The sequence below is a fragment of the Arthrobacter sp. PGP41 genome (assembly GCF_002953935.1).
Lineage (GTDB): Bacteria > Actinomycetota > Actinomycetes > Actinomycetales > Micrococcaceae > Arthrobacter.
This window is the reverse complement of sequence record NZ_CP026514.1, coordinates 2,601,601-2,621,047: the sequence shown is the minus strand read 5'-3', so window position 1 is coordinate 2,621,047 and position 19,447 is coordinate 2,601,601. Positions and strand designations below refer to the sequence as shown.

At 65.4% G+C, this 19,447-nt stretch carries 19 protein-coding genes and 1 tRNA gene; 10 read left to right on the top strand and 10 right to left on the bottom strand.

The window, feature by feature from the left end; translation table 11 throughout:
* Positions 1-89: 89 nt before the first annotated feature.
* The gene (locus C3B78_RS11945) at positions 90-1,016 is read left to right on the top strand and encodes a tyrosine recombinase XerC (protein WP_104998270.1); all 927 of its coding nucleotides are present in this window, start codon (positions 90-92) and stop codon (positions 1,014-1,016) included.
* A gap of 241 nt (positions 1,017-1,257) precedes the next feature.
* Positions 1,258-1,761 (top strand): DUF3145 domain-containing protein, encoded by a 504-nt coding sequence (locus C3B78_RS11940; protein ID WP_041652118.1) that lies wholly within the window; start codon positions 1,258-1,260, stop codon positions 1,759-1,761.
* Between the two features lie 89 nt (positions 1,762-1,850).
* On the opposite strand, the gene fabF is transcribed toward C3B78_RS11940, so the two are convergent.
* The 6 genes from fabF to aceE form a co-directional block, all read right to left on the bottom strand.
* A complete protein-coding gene (gene fabF / locus C3B78_RS11935) occupies positions 1,851-3,086 on the bottom strand; it encodes a beta-ketoacyl-ACP synthase II (protein WP_104998269.1) in 1,236 nt (411 codons plus the stop codon).
* Between the two features lie 162 nt (positions 3,087-3,248).
* Positions 3,249-3,494 (bottom strand): acyl carrier protein, encoded by a 246-nt coding sequence (locus C3B78_RS11930; protein WP_009359314.1) that lies wholly within the window; start codon positions 3,492-3,494, stop codon positions 3,249-3,251.
* An 80-nt stretch (positions 3,495-3,574) separates the two neighbouring features.
* Positions 3,575-4,636, bottom strand: a complete 1,062-nt coding sequence (locus C3B78_RS11925; protein ID WP_104998268.1) for a beta-ketoacyl-ACP synthase III — start codon at positions 4,634-4,636, stop codon at positions 3,575-3,577.
* Complete coding sequence (locus C3B78_RS11920; RefSeq protein WP_199775242.1) at positions 4,633-5,562, bottom strand: ACP S-malonyltransferase; 930 nt, start codon at positions 5,560-5,562, stop codon at positions 4,633-4,635. Before C3B78_RS11920 ends, C3B78_RS11925 begins: the two co-directional genes overlap by 4 nt.
* Before the next feature lie 88 nt (positions 5,563-5,650).
* Entirely contained in the window at positions 5,651-6,895 is a 1,245-nt protein-coding gene (locus tag C3B78_RS11915; RefSeq protein WP_104998266.1) for a PucR family transcriptional regulator, read from the bottom strand.
* A gap of 161 nt (positions 6,896-7,056) precedes the next feature.
* A complete protein-coding gene (aceE, locus tag C3B78_RS11910) occupies positions 7,057-9,798 on the bottom strand; it encodes a pyruvate dehydrogenase (acetyl-transferring), homodimeric type (protein WP_104998265.1) in 2,742 nt (913 codons plus the stop codon).
* 426 nt (positions 9,799-10,224) lie between these two features.
* Between aceE and C3B78_RS11905 the strand changes: the two genes are divergently transcribed.
* From C3B78_RS11905 to C3B78_RS11885, 5 genes are all read left to right on the top strand, one after another.
* Entirely contained in the window at positions 10,225-10,644 is a 420-nt protein-coding gene (locus C3B78_RS11905) for a DUF3052 domain-containing protein (protein WP_104998264.1), read from the top strand.
* Entirely contained in the window at positions 10,641-11,135 is a 495-nt protein-coding gene (locus C3B78_RS11900) for a peroxiredoxin (RefSeq protein ID WP_104998263.1), read from the top strand. The genes C3B78_RS11905 and C3B78_RS11900 overlap by 4 nt, the downstream gene beginning before the upstream one ends.
* Before the next feature lie 6 nt (positions 11,136-11,141).
* Positions 11,142-12,122, top strand: coding sequence for an NAD-dependent protein deacetylase (locus tag C3B78_RS11895; protein WP_104998262.1), 981 nt, complete (start codon positions 11,142-11,144; stop codon positions 12,120-12,122).
* A 49-nt stretch (positions 12,123-12,171) separates the two neighbouring features.
* Positions 12,172-12,244 (top strand) — tRNA-Val (locus tag C3B78_RS11890).
* 117 nt (positions 12,245-12,361) lie between these two features.
* Positions 12,362-12,652, top strand: coding sequence for a hypothetical protein (locus C3B78_RS11885; RefSeq protein WP_104998261.1), 291 nt, complete (start codon positions 12,362-12,364; stop codon positions 12,650-12,652).
* 134 nt (positions 12,653-12,786) lie between these two features.
* On the opposite strand, the gene C3B78_RS11880 is transcribed toward C3B78_RS11885, so the two are convergent.
* Positions 12,787-13,512 (bottom strand): FadR/GntR family transcriptional regulator, encoded by a 726-nt coding sequence (locus C3B78_RS11880; protein WP_104998260.1) that lies wholly within the window; start codon positions 13,510-13,512, stop codon positions 12,787-12,789.
* A 200-nt stretch (positions 13,513-13,712) separates the two neighbouring features.
* On the opposite strand from C3B78_RS11880, the gene gndA reads away from it, so the two are divergent.
* A complete protein-coding gene (gene gndA, locus C3B78_RS11875) occupies positions 13,713-15,149 on the top strand; it encodes an NADP-dependent phosphogluconate dehydrogenase (RefSeq protein ID WP_104998259.1) in 1,437 nt (478 codons plus the stop codon).
* 115 nt (positions 15,150-15,264) lie between these two features.
* Here the strand turns inward: gndA and epsC are convergent, their stop codons facing one another.
* The 3 genes from epsC to msrA all read right to left on the bottom strand — a co-directional run bounded on the left by epsC (position 15,265) and on the right by msrA (position 17,413).
* Positions 15,265-15,849: a serine O-acetyltransferase EpsC gene (gene epsC / locus C3B78_RS11870; RefSeq protein WP_104186112.1), complete on the bottom strand. Its 585-nt coding sequence runs from the start codon at positions 15,847-15,849 to the stop codon at positions 15,265-15,267.
* 39 nt (positions 15,850-15,888) lie between these two features.
* Positions 15,889-16,824 (bottom strand): cysteine synthase A, encoded by a 936-nt coding sequence (gene cysK / locus C3B78_RS11865; protein WP_104999757.1) that lies wholly within the window; start codon positions 16,822-16,824, stop codon positions 15,889-15,891.
* A 64-nt stretch (positions 16,825-16,888) separates the two neighbouring features.
* On the bottom strand, positions 16,889-17,413 hold the full coding sequence (msrA, locus tag C3B78_RS11860; RefSeq protein WP_104998258.1) for a peptide-methionine (S)-S-oxide reductase MsrA: 525 nt from the start codon (positions 17,411-17,413) through the stop codon (positions 16,889-16,891).
* 102 nt (positions 17,414-17,515) lie between these two features.
* Between msrA and C3B78_RS11855 the strand changes: the two genes are divergently transcribed.
* Both C3B78_RS11855 and C3B78_RS11850 read left to right on the top strand, forming a co-directional pair.
* Positions 17,516-18,517, top strand: a complete 1,002-nt coding sequence (locus C3B78_RS11855) for a Nif3-like dinuclear metal center hexameric protein (RefSeq protein WP_104998257.1) — start codon at positions 17,516-17,518, stop codon at positions 18,515-18,517.
* A gap of 120 nt (positions 18,518-18,637) precedes the next feature.
* Positions 18,638-19,375 carry a zinc ribbon domain-containing protein gene (locus C3B78_RS11850; protein ID WP_104998256.1) on the top strand — a complete coding sequence of 246 codons (738 nt, stop codon included), beginning with the start codon at positions 18,638-18,640 and terminating at the stop codon, positions 19,373-19,375.
* Positions 19,376-19,447 lie beyond the last annotated feature (72 nt).

Genomic DNA, 19,447 nt, shown 5'->3' with positions numbered 1-19,447 from the left:
TGCGCCAGACCGCCACTGCCGGCGCGCGGCCCGGGATGCAGGGTGCGTGTCACCGCTGCTTTCGGGACCGGAGCTGAGACAGTAGGGGGGTGGAAAATGAGGAACTGCCCGCGGAGCTTCACGGGGCGCTTGAGGCCTTCGCGCGGTACCTGTCCGCCGAGCGCGCCGTTTCTCCACACACGCTCCGAGGGTACCTGGGTGACGTCCGGAGCCTCCTGACCCATGCCACGGCCGAAGGCGCCCTCCGCCTTGGGGACCTGGATCTTGGAACGCTCCGGCGCTGGCTGGGGGACCAGAGCCAGGCCGGGGCAGCCCGGGCAACCCTCGCCCGTCGGTCCGCCTCCGTAAGGGTCTTCACGGCATGGGCCCTGGCGGAGGAACTCATCGTTGCGGATCCCGCCCTGCGCCTCAAGGCCCCCAAACGGGAGCAGGCTTTGCCCGGCGTCCTGCAGGCTGCACAGGTAACCCGGCTGCTGGCCACCTTGGACGACGCGGCCGCCGAGGGCGCGCCGCTTGCCCTGCGGAACCGGGCCATCGTGGAACTGCTCTACGCCACCGGTGTCCGTGTGGGCGAACTGGCGGGGCTGGACATCGATGATTTGGACCCCGACCGCCGCACGCTGCGCGTCATCGGCAAGGGCAACAAGGAACGCACTGTTCCCTACGGTGTTCCCGCTGCCCTTGCCGTGGACGACTGGCTGCGGCGCGGCAGGCCCCTGCTCGCCAAGGGCAGCAGCGGGCCGGCGCTCTTCCTGGGCACCCGCGGCGGCCGGGTGGACCAGCGCCAGGTCCGCGCCATGGTCCACGACCTCTTCGCAGGGCTTGGCGATACCTCGGCCTCGGGGCCGCATGCCCTGCGGCACTCGGCGGCCACGCATCTGCTGGACGGAGGGGCCGATCTCCGCGCCGTGCAGGAAATCCTTGGCCACAGCAGCCTGGCCACTACCCAGATCTATACCCATGTTTCGGTGGACCGGCTCCGGCAGAGCTACCAGAAGGCCCATCCGAGGGCATAAGCCTCATCGCCATGAATCGCACTGGCGTAATTTCGTGGGGTACGGCACAATGAGAGTCACGTCCGGTAACTTTCAAGTCCTGCGTGAAGCTTGCGGCTTTTCGCGTCACAGCAAGTCCGGACACAGCTTTATCTGATACATCTGAATAGGCAGGCAGGAACGCCGCCGCAGTGCAGGCACCAGCAGTTCCATCCAGGCAGAGGTCGTTGGGGAAGACGTACCTAGAGCTATGGAGGATGGAATGTCTGTTGCAATGACCCGCGGTGTGCTGTTCGTTCACTCGGCCCCTACGGCCCTGTGCCCTCATGTTGAGTGGGCCATCGGATCCGTCGTGGACAAGCGGACGGATCTTGAGTGGACCCCTCAGCCTGCCGCGCCCGGAATGTTCCGGGCCGAGCTGTCCTGGACCGGCGCCCCCGGGACAGGATCCAAGCTTGCGTCTTCCCTGCGCGGGTGGGCACACCTTCGGTATGAGGTCACGGAGGAGCCAAGCCAGGGCGTTGACGGCGGGCGGTGGTCGCACACCCCTGAGCTTGGCATCTTCCACGCCGTCACCGACGTCCACGGCAACATCATGGTGTCCGAGGACAGGATCCGCTACGCCTACGAGTCGGGCGCCGGTGACCCCGCCGCCGTCTACCACGAACTCTCCCTCGCCCTGGGCGAAGCCTGGGACGAAGAACTCGAACCGTTCCGGCACGCTGCTGAAGGCGCCCCCGTGCGCTGGCTCCACCAGGTGGGCTGACCGCCGTCGAGCTGACGTTTTTCCATAGCAAAGAGGAGGCCCCGCCAACCGGCGGGGCCTCCTCTCGTAAACGGATCACATGCTGCGCGTTAGACGCTGCGGACCGCAATCACGGCATTGTGGCCGCCAAAGCCGAACGAGTTGCTCAGCGCAACGATGCTGCCGGCGGGCAGGTCCCGGGCGGACGTGACGACGTCGAGCGGGATTTCCGGGTCCTGGTTTTCCAGGTTGATGGTGACCGGTGCCTTGCGGTCGTAAACAGCGAGTACCGTGAGTACGGCCTCGACAGCACCGGAGGCGCCCAGGAGGTGCCCCATCTGCGACTTCGTCGCGGAGACGGCCACGTTGTCCACGTGGTTTCCCAGGGCGGAGCGGAGGGCGGTGTATTCAGGCTTGTCGCCCACCGGCGTCGACGTGGCGTGCGCGTTGACGTGCACTACATCCTCGGGCTGGATCCTGCCGTCGAACATGGCGGCCTTCAGCGCACGCGTTGCGCCCAGGCCCTGGGGGTCGGGAGCGGTGATGTGGTACGCGTCGGCAGTGACCGACGTTCCGGCCAGTTCGCCGTAGATACGCGCACCGCGCGCCAGCGCGTGTTCCTCTGCTTCAAGGACCAGCGCGCCGGCACCCTCGCCCATGACAAACCCGTCACGTGCGGTGTCGTAGGGGCGGGAAGCCCCCTGGGGATCGTCGTTCCGGCGGGAAAGTGCCTGCATGGATGCAAATGCCGCCAGGGGCATGGGGTGGATGGCAGCCTCGGCACCGCCGCACATGACCACGTCTGCCTTGCCCGAGCGGATCAAATCCAGGCCCAGGTGCAGCGCTTCAGTACCCGAGGCGCAGGCCGACACAGGGGTGTGGGCGCCGGCGCGGGCACCGAGGTCCAGGCTGACCGCAGCGGCGACACCGTTGGGCATCAGCATGGGAACGGTCATGGGCAGGACACGGCGGGGGCCCTTCTCCTTGAGCGTGTCCCATGCGTCCAGCAGTGTCCAGACACCGCCGATGCCGGTGGCGAAGGCAACCGCGAGGCGGTCCTTGTCGAACTCGGTGATGCCGGAATCGGCCCAGGCTTCACGGGCAGCAATAACGCCGAACTGGGTGGAGGGGTCCATGCGCTTGGCTTCTACGCGGCTGAGCACGTCCAGGGCTGGGGTGCTGCAGCGCGCAGCGAAGTGGACGGGCAGCTCGTACTTGGCCACCCAGTCGTCCTCCAGGGTGCGGGCACCGGAGACCCCCTTGAGCGCGTTGTTCCACATCGTGGGTACATCGCCGCCAATGGGCGTGGTGGCACCCAGACCGGTAATGACTACTTTGCGTGTCATGGGATCACTCTTTCGTCGGTGGGGAATCCGTCTTCCGGAGGTCCCGCGTTTTGATGATCGGCACCGTGCCTACGGGCGGAAGGTGCCGGAAAAATGCGGCGGGCTGCCGGTCCGGTCATCCGGACCGGCAGCCCTGCCATGCCGTAACGGCGGAAGCCTTGGCTAGGCCTGCGCTCCGGCGATGAAGCTGACGGCGTCGCCGACGGTCTTGAGGTTCTTGACCTCTTCGTCGGGAATGCGGACGCCAAACTTTTCCTCGGCGTTGACCACGATGGTCATCATGGAGATGGAGTCGATGTCAAGGTCCTCGGTGAAGGACTTGTCCAGCTCCACGGCCTCGGGGGCCAGGCCGGTTTCCTCGTTCACGATTTCAGCCAAGCCGGCCAGGATCTCTTCGTTGCTAGCCATTGATGGCTCCTTTTCTTGTATTGCCGGCAGGTGCTGCCGGAAATGGTCCAGGCCGCGGATGCGGCCCGTTGGGGGCGTTCCTAGGGAAGGACAACTACCTGGGCGCCGAAGACCAGCCCCGCGCCGAAACCGATCTGAAGGGCCAGTCCGCCGCTGAGCTCCGGGTTTTCCTGCAGCAGGCGGTGCGTGGCGAGCGGGATGGATGCTGCCGAGGTGTTGCCTGCGTCAGCGATGTCCCGTGCCACTGTAACGCCCTCCGGCAGCTTCAGCTTCTTCACCATCTCGTCGATGATGCGCATGTTCGCCTGGTGGGGGATGAAGGCCACCAGGTCCTCCGCCTGGATGCCCGCGGCATCGAGGGCCTGCTGGGCAACCTTGGCCATCTCCCAGACGGCCCAGCGGAAGACGGTCTGCCCGTCCTGGCGAAGCGTGGGGTACAGCTCCTGTGCCTCTTCCAGGAGGGCGAGGTCGCCTGTGGAATCAGACTGCCGGGCGGCCATGCCGAGGTCGCGGACATCCAGGATGGAGCGGGTCATGCCGATCGCATCCCATTTGCTGCCGTCCGATCCCCACACAGAGGGGGCGATTCCGGGGGTGTCGGACGGACCGATGACAACGGCGCCCGCTCCGTCCCCGAGCAGGAAGGAGATGGTGCGTTCCCTGTTGTCGATGACGTCGGACAGCTTTTCGGCGCCCACCACCAGGACATACTTGGCGGCCCCGGCGCGGACCAGGGCGTCACCCTGGGCGATGCCGTAGCAGTAGCCCGCACAGGCGGCTGAAATGTCGAAGGCGGGAGCCGGGGTTGCCCCGAGGCGGTCAGCCAGGCTGGCCGCGGCGGAGGGGGTGGCATACGGGTGGGTCACCGTGGAAACGATGACGGCACCGAGCTGGGACGGTTCGATGCCGGCCTTTTCCATGGCCTCGCGTGCGGCACCCTCGGCCATGTCGATGACACTGACGTCCGCGGGGGCACGGTGGCGGGTCACGATGCCGGTCCGCTGGCGGATCCACTCATCGGAGGAATCGATCCACTGGCAGACGTCCTCGTTGGTGACGATGACGTCGGGACGGTAGGCACCCAGTCCAAGGATGCGGGTGTGCTCCTGGATGGGAGCCTGCTTCAGCGTGGGAACGCTCATGCGTCTCCCTCCAGTTCTGCGAAGAGCGCCAGGGCGGCGGAAAGGTCGTCGGGGGTCTTGACGGCCACGGTCTTGACGCCGGGCATGCCCCGCTTGGCGAGGCCGGCCAGGGTGCCGGCGGGGGCAAGCTCGATGACGCCGGTGACGCCCCGGGCAACCATCGCCTCCATGCAGCGGTCCCAGCGGACGGGACGTGACACCTGGGCAATAAGGCTGTCGACGGCGGCGCCGCCCTCAGTAACTTGGCCGCCGTCGTAGTTGGACAGCAGCGGCACCTTCGGTGCCTGCGGCTTCAGCTGCGGCTGCAGCGCCTTGAGGGCGCTGACAGCGGGGGCCATGTGGCTGGTGTGGAACGCGCCTGCCACTTTCAGGGGAATGACCCGGGCCTTCGCGGGCGGGTTCTCGGCTAGGGCCTTCAGCTGGTCAAAGGTGCCGGCTGCAACGGTCTGGCCCGCCCCGTTGACGTTGGCGGGGGTGGCGCCTGTGGCCGTAATGGCCGCAAGGACCTCGGCGGGGTCGCCGCCCACAACGGCGCTCATGCCCGTGGGAGTGACGGATGCGGCCGCTGCCATGCTGTTGGCACGTTCGCGCACGAACGTCATGGCTTCCTGCTCCGTGAGCACTCCGGCAAGGGCGGACGCCGTGATTTCACCCACGGAGTGGCCTGCGAGGATTACCGGAAGGGAACTGAGGTCAACATCGAACAGTGAACCGGCGGCAACAAGGCCGGCCGCGACAATCAGGGGCTGCGCGACCGCAGTGTCCTTGATGGTGTCCTCATCCGAGGTGGTCCCGTGGGCGATCAGGTCAATGCCTGCGATCTCGCTCAAGGAGGCCAGTTGGCCTGCCACCGAGGGCAGTTCCAGCCAAGGGGCCAGAAAACCCGGGGTCTGTGAGCCCTGTCCAGGGCAGACTATTGCAAGCACGTATCCAGCTTTCCAAATTACTGTGTGATCCAGCGGTGTTTGTCCGCACCAAGCTCACGGGGTCAGGTTGTAGGAAGTCTACAACGCCTTAGGGCTGATTCCGGGACGGCAGGCGCTCCGCGGCAGCTTTCGGCGGCGCGGAAAGACGCCCCACCACCAAGGCAGCCTGCAGGACAAAGGCTTCCCGAGGCAGGAGCGGATCCCAGCCCGTGACGTCACAGACACGCTTGAGCCGGTACCGGACGGTGTTGGCATGGACGAAGAGTTCCCGCGCTGTTGCTTCCAGCGAATGGCCCAGTTCCAGGTAGGTGCCCAGGGTCTCCACGAGGCCGTTGGACGCCGCCAGTAACGGGCGGTAGATGTTCTTGACCAGGGAACGGCGCGCGGCGTCGTCCCCGGAGATGACCCGTTCCGGGAGCAGGTCGTCGGCAGCCACCGGGCGCGGGGCGGCGGGCCATGCCCTGGCCGCGGTCAGCCCGGCGAAAGCCGACTGCGCCGATCCGCTGGCTTCCAGCAGGGAACCGGCCTCAGGGCCGTACACCACCGGTCCGGGCGCAAACATCTCGCTGAGCTTCACATACGCGGTTTCCCTGTCCTGGACGCCGCCCAGGATAAGGATGAGCCGGTCACCCTGGATGCCCACGAGGGCGTCCTCCGCATACCGGCCGGCCATCCGGCGCAGCTCGCTGACGTAGCTGGCGCTGGGCTCGGAGGGAGAATTGCCCACCATAACGGTGAAGCGTTCCTGCGCCTTCCAGCCCAGTGCCGCGATCCTGGAGCGCAGGGCGTCCGTGTTCTCGCCGCGCAGGATGGCGTCCACGATCAGGGCTTCGAGCCGGGTGTCCCAGGAACCGCGGGATTCGGCGGCGCGGGCATAGACGTCGGCCGCAGCGAAAGCGACTTCCCGCGAGTACCTCAACACTGCTTCCCGCAATGACGGCTGGTCGGCTTCCGGCGCAATCACGGGAACCTGGTCCTCCACCACTTCGACGACGATCCGGATCAGCTGCAGCGCTTTCTGCAGGCTGATGGACCGGGTCAGTTCGGTGGGCGCGGTTCCAAAGACGTCCGTAAGGATCCACGACGGCGAGCTTGGCCGCTCATACCAGGTGACAAAAGCGGCGATGCCGTTCTGGGCCACCATGCCCAGTGCCGAGCGTTCGTCCGAGCTGAGCCGGCTGTACCAAGGCAGCGACTTTTCCAGCTCGCGCATGGTGGTGGTGGAAAGCTGGCCCACGTTTGCCCGCAGCTTCTTCAGGGTCTCGGACTTCTCCGGCGTGACCTTGGGCGTGGACGGTTTGCGCTTGGCGGACGGGGTGGCAGGTGCTGGCATTCTTTGAGCATACGGGCCGCGCCCCGCAACCTCCATTTGTGCAAAGGCTACAATCCGCCTTGGCCTGCGTCACAGGACACTCCTGTCCAACCTGCCCAAACGGACGACGGCGGCCCCCGCCTTTCGGAGGGAGCCGCCGTCGTGTCTTGCTGGGGGGAGTGCTAAGCCTCGCCGCCGGCGTTGCCGGTGGTCCCGGCATTGACGTTGTGGAGCCTGTACTTCTCAATCGCCTTGATCGGAGCCTGGGAATCCACCTCACCGCGGCGCGCAAGCATCTCCAGTGAACGCACCACGATGGAATGCGTGTCGTTCTTGAAGAAGCGGCGGGCGGCGGCGCGGGTGTCGGAGAAGCCGAAGCCGTCGGCGCCGAGGGTGGCAAATTCGTTGGGCACGAACTGCCGGATCTGGTCGGGGACGGCCTTCATGTAGTCGCTGACGGCGACGACAGGGCCGGTGGCTCCTTCGAGCTGCCGGGTCACGAAGGGGACGCGGGCCGGTTCGCCGGGGTTGAGGAAGGCTTCCTCTTCCGCGGCGAGGCCGTCACGGCGCAGTTCGTTCCAGGACGTGACGGACCAGACGTCTGCGGATACGGACCAGTCTTCGGCCAGGATCCGCTGGGCTTCGATGGCCCACGGCACCGACACGCCCGAGGCGAGGATCTGGGTCCGGGGACCGTCGATCTTTGCCGGGGCAAGCAGGTAGATGCCCTTGATGACGCCTTCGACGTCCAGCTCTTCGGGTTCTGCAGGCTGGGTGATCGGCTCGTTGTAGACCGTGAGGTAGTACATGAGGTTCCGGTCTTCCGACTCAGGCCCGTACATGCGTTCGAGGCCGTCCCGGATGATGTGGCCCATTTCGTAGCCGTAGGCGGGGTCGTAGGTGACCACGGCCGGGTTGGTCGATGCGAGCAGGGGGGAGTGGCCGTCGGCGTGCTGGAGGCCTTCGCCGGTGAGCGTGGTCCGTCCTGCCGTGGCGCCGATGATGAAGCCGCGGGTCATCTGGTCGGCTGCCGCCCAGAATGCGTCGCCGGTGCGCTGGAAACCGAACATGGAGTAGAACACGTACACCGGGACCAGGGGCACGCCATGGGTGGCGTACGCGGTGCCGGCGGCGGTGAACGCTGCCACGGCGCCGGCTTCGTTGATTCCGGGGTGGATCAGCTGCCCGGCCGGGGACTCCTTGTAGGCCAGGACGAGGTCCCGGTCCACGGAAAGGTAGTTCTGGCCCTTGGGGTTGTAGATCTTCGCCGTGGGGAAGAACGCATCCATGCCGAAGGTCCGGGCCTCGTCGGGGATGATCGGGGCAATGTGCTTGCCGAAGTTCTTGTCCCGCATCAGGTCCTTCAGGAGGCGCACAAAGGCCATGGTGGTGGCGGCCTGCTGCTTGCCCGAACCCCGCTTGGCGACCTCGTAGGACTTCTCGTCCGGGAGGTCGATCGCCTGGTGCTTTGACCGGCGTTCCGGGACGGACCCGCCCAGGGCTGCGCGGCGCTCCATCATGTATTTGATTTCGGGAGCGTCGTTGCCGGGGTGGTAGTACGGAGGCTGGTACAGGTCTTTTTCGAGCTGTTCGTCCGTAATGGGGATCCGCAGGTGGTCGCGGAACTTCTTCAGGTCATCCAGGGTGAGTTTCTTCATCTGGTGGGTCGCGTTGCGGCCCTCGAAGTGCGGTCCGAGCCCGTAGCCCTTGACGGTCTTGGCCAGGATGACCGTGGGCTTGCCCTTGAATTCCGTGGCTGCCTTATAGGCGGCGTACATTTTGCGGTAGTCGTGGCCGCCGCGCTTCAGGTTCCAGATCTGGTCATCGGTGAGGTCCGCGACCATGTCCTTGGTCTGCGGAGTCTTGCCGAAGAAGTGCTCGCGGACGAACCCGCCGGATTCGGCCTTGTAGGTCTGGTAGTCGCCGTCGGGGGTTTCGTTCATGATCTTCACCAGCGACCCGTCGGTGTCGCGGGCAAGAAGGTCGTCCCACTCGCGGCCCCAGACGACCTTGATCACGTTCCAGCCCGCACCGCGGAAGAACGCTTCCAGTTCCTGCATGATCTTGCCGTTGCCGCGTACCGGCCCGTCCAGGCGCTGCAGGTTGCAGTTGATCACGAAGTTGAGGTTGTCCAGGTTCTCGTTCGCGGCGAGCTGGAGCAGGCCGCGGGACTCGGGCTCGTCCATTTCGCCGTCGCCGAGGAACGCCCAGACCTGCTGGTCCGAGGTGTCCTTCAGGCCGCGGTTGTGCAGGTACCGGTTGGACTGGGCCTGGTAGATCGCATTCATCGGCCCGATGCCCATGGACACGGTGGGGAACTCCCAGAAGTGCGGCATCAGGCGCGGGTGCGGATAGGAGGACAGGGCGTGGCCCTCGCGGGACTTCTCCTGCCGGAACCCGTCCAGGTCCTCCTCGGAGAGCCGGCCTTCCATAAAGGCGCGGGCGTACATGCCGGGGGAGGCGTGGCCCTGGAAGAAGACCTGGTCCCCGCCGCCGGGGTGGTCCTTGCCCCGGAAGAAGTGGTTGAACCCGACCTCGTACAGGGTGGCGGCTCCGGCGTAGGTGGAGATGTGTCCGCCCACTCCGATGTTCGCCCGCTGGGCCCGGTGGACCATCACCGCTGCATTCCAGCGCATGTATGCCCGGTAGCGGCGCTCGAACTCCTCGTTGCCCGGGAATTCTGCTTCCTGGTCCGCCGGGATGGTGTTCACGTAATCGGTGGTGGTCACCATCGGCACCCCGACGCTCTGCGCGCCGGCGCGCTGCAGCAGGCTCCGCATGATGAATTGGGCACGTTCGGTGCCCTGTTCCTTGATCAATGAATCCAGGGACTCAACCCACTCGGCGGTCTCTTCCGGATCACGATCAGGCAGCTGGTTAGTCAACCCGCTGAGGATATGGGAGGTATCTTCTCCTGCAGCCACGTCCAACCTCTCTTTGCGCGCATTGATGGCGCACTCAGGCCGGGCAGGGTGACCGCCCGGCGAACGTACGCCGTGTGCGACGTATCGGTTACAACAGCCCGGTCATGTGTGCCGGGCAGGGTCCTAGTTTTCCTACGTCTGCATTGGAGTTACAGGGTTGTTGCCCCGCAGGCATAGTTTCACCTGCCACTCTAACTCTGACCCTTACGCGATGCGTAGCCGCGGCTTGGGCGGCCCAGTTGTATTTCGCCGTCATACTGGTTGTGTGACGAAAAGCCGCTGGACTGCGGGCTGGACGAACCTGATGTGACGCAGAATATGCCGCATCACGGGGGCGGCAGCTTGAAGCTCAGGCACAAAGGGTGTTGGCTTGGGAGTAATGGAAATCACTATGCGCACTGCATATATGAGGCATTGGAGGTACACGTGAGCGAGGCCGACGCCGCCACTTCGGTAAATGTGGCGGAAAAATTGGGTTTCAAGAATGGGGATCTGATTCAGGAGTTCGGTTACGACGATGACGTCGATTTCGACTTGCGTGACGATATTGAGGACCTCACCGGTTCCGAGCTGCTGGACGAGGACGACCATGAAGTGGCGGACGCTGTCATCTTCTGGTGGCGCGACGGCGACGGAGACCTGGTTGACAGCCTGATGGATTCGCTGACCACGCTGACCGAGAACGGTGTGGTGTGGGTGCTGACGCCCAAGTCGGGCAGGGATGGATATGTCTCCCCGGCGGACATCCAGGAGGCGGCGCCGACGGCCGGGCTGCACGTCACTACCTCCGCGGGCGTGTCCAAGGACTGGAGCGCAACGCGGCTGGTGAGCAGGAAGAACAAGTGACGGCAGCGCTTGCCGCTGCCTCCGTCGCTGTCCCCGCGGTCGGCGGGACGGCACCCGATTTTGAACTCGTCAACCAATACGGCGAGCCGGTCAGGTTGTCCTCCTTCCGGGGCCAGAACGTGGTCCTTGTGTTCTACCCCTTTGCATTCTCCGGTATCTGCACCGGAGAGCTCTGCGAACTACGGGATAACCTCGCACAGTTCCAGGATGCGAACGCCACCGTCCTGGCCGTCTCGGTGGACAGCAAGTTCAGCCTCAGGGCCTATGCCGCCCAGGAACAGTACAGCTTCGACCTGCTCGCGGACTTCTGGCCGCACGGCGAGGTCGCCAGGCTGTACGGAGTGTTCGACGCCGACAGCGGCATGGCACGGAGGGGCACCTTCATCATCGATGCCGGCGGTACCATCCGGTACAGCGTGGTGAATCCGCGGGGCCAGGCCCGGGACCTCGGGGAATACCGCACGGCACTCGCCGGGCTCGGAAAGGCCTGACTTCACGTGGGCGGGCAGCGGCATGGTGTGGGCCTCACAGGCTTCGCGAGCATGCCGCCGGTGCCTGCCGCACCCCCGTCCGAAGAAGAACTCGACGTCCTGGTCCGGATCAGGGAGGTGCTGGCAGGGGGCCGTTTCGCACTGCTCACCGGGGCCGGACTCAGTACGGACTCGGGAATCCCGGACTACCGGGGACCCGGTTCGCCTCCTCGTTCGCCCATGACGTACCAGGAGTTCGTCAAGGCGGCCGCCAACCGCCAGCGCTACTGGGCGAGGAACCACATCGGCTGGTCCCACCTGCGGCGCGCCGATCCAAACCAAGGCCACCTTGCCGCGGCGGAGCTTGAACGCAGGGGACACCTCACCGGCCTCATCACCCAGAATGTGGACCGCCTGCACCAGGACGCCGGCAGCGTCAACGTCGTCGACCTCCATGGCAGGTATGACCAGGTGGTCTGCCTGGACTGTCGCCGGACCTATACGCGGCATCTGCTGGCAGGGATCCTTGGGGAGCTCAACCCCGGCTTCCTGGACCGGGCGGCACAAACGGGCTTGGTGGAGATGGCGCCGGACGCCGACTCCACGATGGAAGACCAGGCGTTGATCAGCAGTTTTGTGGTGGCGGCCTGCCCCGCCTGCGGAGGAATGCTGAAGCCTGATTTCGTGTACTTCGGTGAGAACGTGCCGAAGGACCGGGTCGAAATCTCCTACCGGATGGTCGATGATGCCGCAGCCCTTGTTGTTGCGGGATCGTCATTGACGGTAATGAGCGGCCTGCGCTTCGTCAGGCACGCCGCAAAGGAGGGCAAACCTGTGGTCATTATCAACAGGGGAGCCACCCGCGGGGATGACAAAGCAACCATCAAGCTTGAGGCGGGCGTGAGTGAATCGCTGGCCTGGCTGGCGTCGGAGCTCCCGCCCGTCCAGAGGCAGGCCCCACCCGGCCCTAAGGGAGTGGATTCGCATTTGGAGGCCGGTGTCGGGTAGAGTCTATGTTCGTTGGTCAGGGCGCAGCAGTGCCCGGTCCGGCCGCTTTGGGTCTTTAGCTCAGCTGGTAGAGCGCCACGTTTACACCGTGGATGTCATCGGTTCGATCCCGGTAGGACCCACGAGCAGCCCCGCAGGTTCCGCCGCCAGGAGGAAGATGCGGGGCTTTTGCGTTGCCCGGCCCCGTATGGAATCCGGGCCCTTCCCCGAATGTCCGACCCCTGCCGTAGCTTGCGGGAATGGAACACGTGATTGTGCGGACGGGGGCGGACGGCAGGCCCACTGCGGTGCTCTGCAGTGGCAGGGAATGGGCTGTGGGTGCGGAACCGGTCCGCTGGTTTGAGCGGGTCAAATGGTGGGAGACACGCCGCAGGATGCCTAAGGGCCTCAGCCGGGTGGACGTCGAGGTCCTGCAGCTCCAGGTGAGGCTGGGAAGGAACACCGGTTCCGCCCTGACCACCATGCTCCTCGAGCGGGACGGGCTGGGTGGGGGCTGGCGGCTCAGGGAATCCCTGGCCGACGCTGCGTAGGCGCATGCGCCGCCCGGCAACGGACTCCGGGCATTGGAAAACCCTCCACCGCGACTATTGGGGGATGCCGCGGTGGAGGGCCTGAGTTGAATATACCGTGAACCCCCTGGAAACAAAAAGTCGCCGTAAAGGTGTCAGCGCTGCACCGGAATGAAGACGCGGGGCTGCTCGGTCCACGTGTCGGACATCTGGGACATGGTCCGCCTCATGATCTTGTCTGAGGACTCCCGTGCTGTGGCGGCATCGCCCCGGGCGATTGCCTCCGCCACGTCCACGTGCCACTGGAGCGCGGCCTCGTGCGGATGGTCCGGCATCAGGCCATGCACTGTCCGGCCCGTCAGGGTCTCCGCCACCTGGCCCATGAGGTTCGCAAACATCTCGTTGCCCGACCCGGACAGCAGCAGCGAGTGGAACTGGATGTCCAGCTCAAGGAAGCGCGGCACGTCACCCTTGCGGCCGGCGTCGAGCATTGCGCGGGCAACGTCCACCAGTTCCAGCCGCAGCGGCGCCGGCGCGTTCTGGGCGGCCAGCTCGGCCGCGGCCGGCTCCACGGCGGACCGCAGCTCAGCAAGAGACCGAAGCTGCGCGCCCCTGGCACCGCTGGCCAGGCGCCACCGGATGACCTGGGGATCGAAGGGGTTCCAGCGGCTCGGAGGCAGTACCCGGATACCCACCCGCTTGGTGGTCTCCACCAGGCCGAGGGACTGCAGCACGCGGACAGCCTCACGGATCACCGACCTGGACACCCTGAGTTCATCCTCAAGCTTTTCGGCGAGCATGATATGGCCGGCAGGCAGCTCCCCTGAGACAATGCGGGTGCCAAGATTCTCAATGGCACGGTGGTGCAGGCTGCTGGTCATGCAGCTAAGCCTAGTGTGAACGGGTTGGCCTGACGGCGGCCGGCCGGGACTGCAGCGACACAAACGGTTCCACAAGGTGGGCGTTACTTTCTTGTTACCTCGCGAATATATATGCTTTATTCAGACCCTTGGTCTGCAATCGTGCTCCCGACGCAAAGGGAGCCCCTGCACATCCGCGCAACGTACGAATTGGAGTTTTGATGTCTGCACACATCGGTGTCACCGGCCTCGCGGTGATGGGCGCCAACCTCGCCCGCAACCTGGCCAGGAACGGCTTCACGGTTGCCCTGCACAACCGTTCGGTCGAGAAGACCGACGCCCTGCTGGAAAGGTACGGCTCCGAAGGGGACTTTGTCCGGACGGAGACGTTGCAGGAACTGGTCGATTCCCTGGAGAAGCCGCGCCGCGTGCTGATCATGGTCAAGGCCGGCAAGCCCGTTGACTCAGTCATCGAACAGCTGGAACCGCTTCTGGAGCCGGGCGACATCATCATCGACGCCGGCAACTCCCACTACGAGGACACCCGACGCCGCGAAGCTGCCCTTGCCAAGAAGGACCTGCACTTTGTGGGCGTCGGTGTCTCCGGCGGCGAGGAAGGCGCGCTCAACGGCCCCTCCATCATGCCCGGCGGTTCCAAGGAGTCCTACAAGGCCCTGGGCCCGCTGCTGGAAAAGATCTCCGCCAAGGTGGACGGCGAACCGTGCTGCGCCTGGGTGGGAACCGATGGCGCCGGCCACTTCGTCAAGATGGTCCACAACGGCATCGAATATGCCGACATGCAGGTCATCGGCGAAGCCTTCGACCTCCTGCGTTCCGGTGCCGGCATTGAGCCTGCCGAGCAGGCCAAGATCTTTGCGGACTGGAACAACGGCGAGCTTTCCTCCTTCCTGATCGAGATCTCGGCCGAGGTTTTGGGCCATGTGGACGCCAAGACCGGCAAGCCGTTCGTCGACGTCGTGGTGGACGCGGCCGGCCAGAAGGGCACCGGCCGCTGGACCGTCATCTCCGCACTGGAACTCGGCTCCCCGGTTTCCGGCATCGCCGAATCCGTCTTCGCACGCGCGCTGTCCTCCCAGACGGAGCAGCGCAAGCTGGGCCAGGAGCTGCTGGCAGGCAACGAGGCATCCGTGGAGATCCCCGAGACTTTCGTCGAGGACGTCCGCCAGGCACTGTACGCTTCCAAGCTGGTCTCCTACGCCCAGGGACTGGACATGCTGACGTCTGCGGCGAAGGAGTACGGCTGGGACCTCAAGCTGGACGAGATCGCCTCCCTGTGGCGCGCAGGCTGCATCATCCGTGCAGAACTCCTCAAGGACATCACCAAGGCCTATGCCGCTGAGGAGAAGCCGGCCAACCTGCTCTTCGCTCCGGCGTTCACCCAGGCCATCGCCGACGCACTGCCGGCATGGCGCCGGGTCGTTGCCACGGCCGTCCAGCTGGGGATCCCCGTTCCGGTGTTCTCCTCCTCGCTGGCCTACTACGACGGGCTGCGCCGCAAGCGCGTTGCCGCCGCCCTGATCCAGGGCCAGCGTGACCTGTTCGGCGCCCACACCTATGGCCGCGTCGACTCCGAGGGTACGTTCCATACCCTCTGGGGCGAGGACAAGTCCGAGATCGAAGCCGTGGACACGCACTAGCTTCCGCACGGCAAACGGCCGGCAGTTCCCGGACTCCTCCGGGAACTGCCGGCCGTTGCCATATCTTCCTGCAGCGGACCGGGCGGCGGCGCCGCGGTAAGGCTGCAGTAAAGGGTCAGATCCGGTATTCGATGTCGTACTCTGCCGGGTCCACCGCAGGTTTGGTTTCACGCTGGGCATCCCGGTGGCGCCACTTGGCGGGGACGCCGGTGACAATCGATTCAGGCGGAGCGTCCTTGACCACCACCGCGTTGGCGCCCACGGCGCTGTCCCGGCCAATGGTGATTGGCCCCAGGATCTTGGCCCCGGCCCCAATGGTCACCCGGTCACCGATGGTGGGGTGGCGTTTGATTCGGGCCAGGGAGCGGCCGCCCAGGGTGACTCCGTGATAGATCATCACGTCCTCGCCGATCTCGGCAGTCTCTCCAATGACTACGCCCATGCCGTGGTCGATGAAGAAGCGGCGGCCGATGGTGGCCCCCGGATGGATCTCTATGCCGGTGAGGAAGCGCCCCAGTTGTGAGAGCAGCCGCGCCGGGAAACGCAGGGCCGGATTCTGCCACAGCCGGTGCGTCAGCCGGTGGATCCAGATGGCATGCAGGCCGGAGTATGCGAAAAAGTTCTCAAAAGAACCTCGAGCCGCCGGGTCGTGTGACCGGGCGGCGTCGAGGTCTTCCTTTAGTCTTGCGAAAAAGCCCACAAAGTTCTTTCTACAGGAAACGGGCGAACAGCGGCTGGATCAGCCGCGGATGTCGTCATAGAGCACGGTGGAGATGTAACGCTCACCGAAGTCACAGACAACAGCCACGATCAGCTTTCCCGCGTTTTCCGGACGCTTCGCCAGCTCCAGGGCACCCCAGACAATGGCGCCGGAGGAGATCCCGCCCAGGATGCCTTCCTGGACGCCGAGCTCCCGGGCCACCCGGACGGAATCCTCAAGCGTGGCGTCGAGGACCTCGTCATAGACGTTGGTGTCCAGGATTTCCGGGACGAAGTTGGCCCCGATGCCCTGGATCTTGTGGGGACCGGGTGCGCCGCCATTGAGAATGGCGGAGTCCTTGGGCTCGACCGCGACGATCTGGACGCCGGGCTTGCGCTCCTTCAGGACCTGGCCGACGCCGGTGACGGTTCCGCCGGTGCCTACGCCCGCAACGAAGATGTCCACTGCGCCGTCGGTGTCCGCCCAGATTTCCTCCGCCGTGGTGGTGCGGTGGATTTCAGGATTGGCTTCGTTGGCAAACTGCTGTGCCCAGATGGAATTCTCGGTGTTGGCCACGATTTCCTGGGCCTTCTCCACAGCTCCGCGCATACCCTCGGAACCCGGGGTCAGGACGATCTCGGCGCCAAACGCCCGCAGCATGACGCGGCGTTCCGTGGACATGGTCTCCGGCATGGTGAGGATGACCTTGTAGCCGCGGGCAGCACCCACCATGGCCAGGGCAATGCCGGTGTTTCCGGACGTGCCCTCAACAATGGTTCCGCCGGGCTTCAGCGCACCGGACTTCTCGGCGGCATCGACAATGGCCACACCGATACGGTCTTTGACGCTGTTGGCCGGGTTGTAGAACTCAAGCTTGACGGCGACGGTGGCATCCAGGCCCTCGCTGAGCCGGTTGAGCTTGACCAGCGGGGTTCCGCCGACCAGCTGTGTCACATCGTCATAGATCCGTGCCATGTACATACGCCTATCTCTAAGGGGTGAATACTGAGGTCAGCCTAACGAGGCCGCGTAACCGTGGCTAAGCGTTAAGCCATGCAGAGTAATATTTCCTGGCCTTGGCGAGCTTGGGGTTGATGATCACCTGGCAGTACCCCTGCTCGGGATGCTTCGCGTAGTAGTTCTGGTGGAACTCCTCCGCCACATGGAATCGGGGCAGCCGGCTGACCTCCGTGACAATCGGATGGGCCCACAGTGCCTGGTTCCGGTCGATCGCTTCCTCAAAGAGGATTTTCTCTTCGGTGGTCTCATAGAACATCGACGAACGGTACTGCGTGCCGACGTCGTAGCCCTGGCGGTTCGGCGTGGTTGGATCGTGCAGGGCGAAGAACATGTCCAGGATGACTTCCGCCGGGATAATCTCCTCGTCAAACGTCACGGCCACCACCTCGGCATGGCCGGTGGTGCCGTTGCAGACGGAATAGTAGTCCGGTTGCGGATCGTGGCCCCCGGTATAGCCGGACACCACCGAACTGACGCCCTTGGTCTTCTGGTAAACGGCGTCGAGGCACCAGAAGCAGCCTCCGCCTAAAACAAAAGTTTTCATGACCTCTTCAATGGTTGGGGGCCCGGGAAGATTCCCCGGCCGTCTTGGGGAGGGGGCTGTAAACGTGCGGTCCGGGGGGCCCGATGGGGTAAAACTAAGACTATGGAACCAGCGGACACCGACGTTACCGGCCCAGACAACATCGGCGGCGGCGTCAACGGCGGCGGCGTCGATCATGACGGCGACAAGAACGACGGCGACAAGAACGACGGCGGCACTGGCAACGGCGGCGCACCCTCCGGCGGGCAGGGGGCGGCGGAGCCGGCGGAGGCTCCCACACTGGGTGAACTGCTCCTGGCCGTGGAAGAGCTGTGGCCCGAATCCCTGGCAGAGAACTGGGACGAAGTGGGATTGGTGGCAGGCCATCCGTCTGCGCCCGTCACCAAGGTGATGTTCGCCGTCGACCCAACCCTGGAAGTCATTGAAGAGGCGGTGGAGTGGGGCGCGGAACTCCTGATCACCCACCATCCCCTCCTCCTGAAGGGCGTCACCAGCGTCGCCGCCACCACCCCCAAGGGCCGGGCCGTGCACCGGTTGATCGAGTCCGGCACCGCATTGCTGACCGTCCACACCAACGGTGATTCCGCCGTCGGCGGCGTTTCCGACGTCCTCGCCGACGCACTCGGCCTCCAGGACGCCGCCCCGCTCACCGTGGCGGCAAACGGCCTTCCGGAAGAGGGCATCGGGCGGGTGGGGGACCTGGCGGCGGCCATGACCTTGGGCGATTTTGCTGCCCGCGTGTTCGGGATCCTCCCGTCCGTCGCCGGGGGAGTGCGGGTTTCCGGCGACAAGGACGGCCTGGTCCGGCGTGTCGCCGTGTGCGGTGGTGCCGGTGACTCCCTCTTTAATGAGGTCAGGGCCAGCAACGCGGACGTCTATGTGACCGCCGACCTCCGTCACCACCCGGCGTCGGAAGCCCGGGAGGCCGCCTTGAATGGCCGGCCCTACCTGGTGGATGTATCCCATTTCGCCAGCGAGTGGCTGTGGCTGCCTGCCGCTGCGGCGGCGCTGGGCAATGTCCTCGCCGACCAGGGCCATGACGTTGAAATCCAGGTCAGCACCACCAACAGCGATCCCTGGGACTTCATCCTGACTCCCGGCTAAGCCTCGTGTGCGGGGTCCGGCGGTGACGCAGCGAGGCAGGGGAGCGGGCCAGGCGCTAGAGTCTAGGAAGCGCCGACCAGGTGCCCGGCCCCGGCCGGTAGGGATCAAGCGGAGGTAAATGTGGCGAAGGCAGCACCGGCGGAACAGTTGAAGTTGCTCGAGCTGCAGGGGCTGGACGCCAAGCTTAAGTCGCTCGCCAACCGCCGCCGCTCCCTGGAAACCGATCCCCGCATCAAGGACTTGGAGGCGGCCCTGTCTGTTGCCAACGGTGAGCTTGGCGCGGCGAAGGTGGCTGTCCATGACGCCGAGGCTGAACTGAAGCGGGCCGAAGCGGACGTGGAACAGGTCGCCTCGCGGATCCAGCGGGACGAGGCGCGGCTGAACAGCGGCACCGGATTGTCCAAGGACCTGGTGGCCCTCCAGAAGGACATCGCCTCGCTCAACAAGCGTCGCTCGGACCTTGAGGACATTGAACTTGAGGTCATGGAGCGGCTCGACTCCCTTCGGGCCAGGCAGGCGGCGCAGCAGGGGATCGTGGACGATATCCAGGGATCCTTCGGCACCATCCGTGCCGGGCTGGATGCGGAACTGGCCGAGGTGGAGGCGGAAGCGCGCGGGCTCCGCGCCCAGCGCGCCGAATTCGCTGCAGGGCTCGACGCCGGCCTGCTCGCGGTCTACGAAAAAACGCTCGCCAAGCGGGGAGTGGGCGCCGCCCGGCTGTTCCACGGCACGTCCGAAGCCTCAGGCATGAAGCTCAGCCCCGGCGACCTGGCCGAGATCAAGGCAGCCGCCGCCGACGACATCGTCTTCTGCCCGGATTCCGGCGCCATCCTGGTGCGCTCGGAGGAGTGGGCCTGACCCAACTAAGTAGCGCTAAGTGTCGTTTTGGCGGCTCATAACGACACTTAGCGCTACCTAGTTGGGGGAGGG

Coding starts and splice junctions, on each gene's coding strand:
- C3B78_RS11855 (WP_104998257.1), top strand. CDS start 17,516: ATGGAACCAGCGGACACCGACGTTACCGGCCCAGACAACATCGGCGGC.
- msrA (WP_104998258.1), bottom strand. CDS start 17,413: ATGAAAACTTTTGTTTTAGGCGGAGGCTGCTTCTGGTGCCTCGACGCC.
- C3B78_RS11885 (WP_104998261.1), top strand. CDS start 12,362: ATGGAACACGTGATTGTGCGGACGGGGGCGGACGGCAGGCCCACTGCG.
- C3B78_RS11880 (WP_104998260.1), bottom strand. CDS start 13,512: ATGACCAGCAGCCTGCACCACCGTGCCATTGAGAATCTTGGCACCCGC.
- C3B78_RS11940 (WP_041652118.1), top strand. CDS start 1,258: ATGTCTGTTGCAATGACCCGCGGTGTGCTGTTCGTTCACTCGGCCCCT.
- cysK (WP_104999757.1), bottom strand. CDS start 16,824: ATGGCACGGATCTATGACGATGTGACACAGCTGGTCGGCGGAACCCCG.
- C3B78_RS11925 (WP_104998268.1), bottom strand. CDS start 4,636: ATGAGCGTTCCCACGCTGAAGCAGGCTCCCATCCAGGAGCACACCCGC.
- gndA (WP_104998259.1), top strand. CDS start 13,713: ATGTCTGCACACATCGGTGTCACCGGCCTCGCGGTGATGGGCGCCAAC.
- C3B78_RS11915 (WP_104998266.1), bottom strand. CDS start 6,895: ATGCCAGCACCTGCCACCCCGTCCGCCAAGCGCAAACCGTCCACGCCC.
- fabF (WP_104998269.1), bottom strand. CDS start 3,086: ATGACACGCAAAGTAGTCATTACCGGTCTGGGTGCCACCACGCCCATT.
- C3B78_RS11930 (WP_009359314.1), bottom strand. CDS start 3,494: ATGGCTAGCAACGAAGAGATCCTGGCCGGCTTGGCTGAAATCGTGAAC.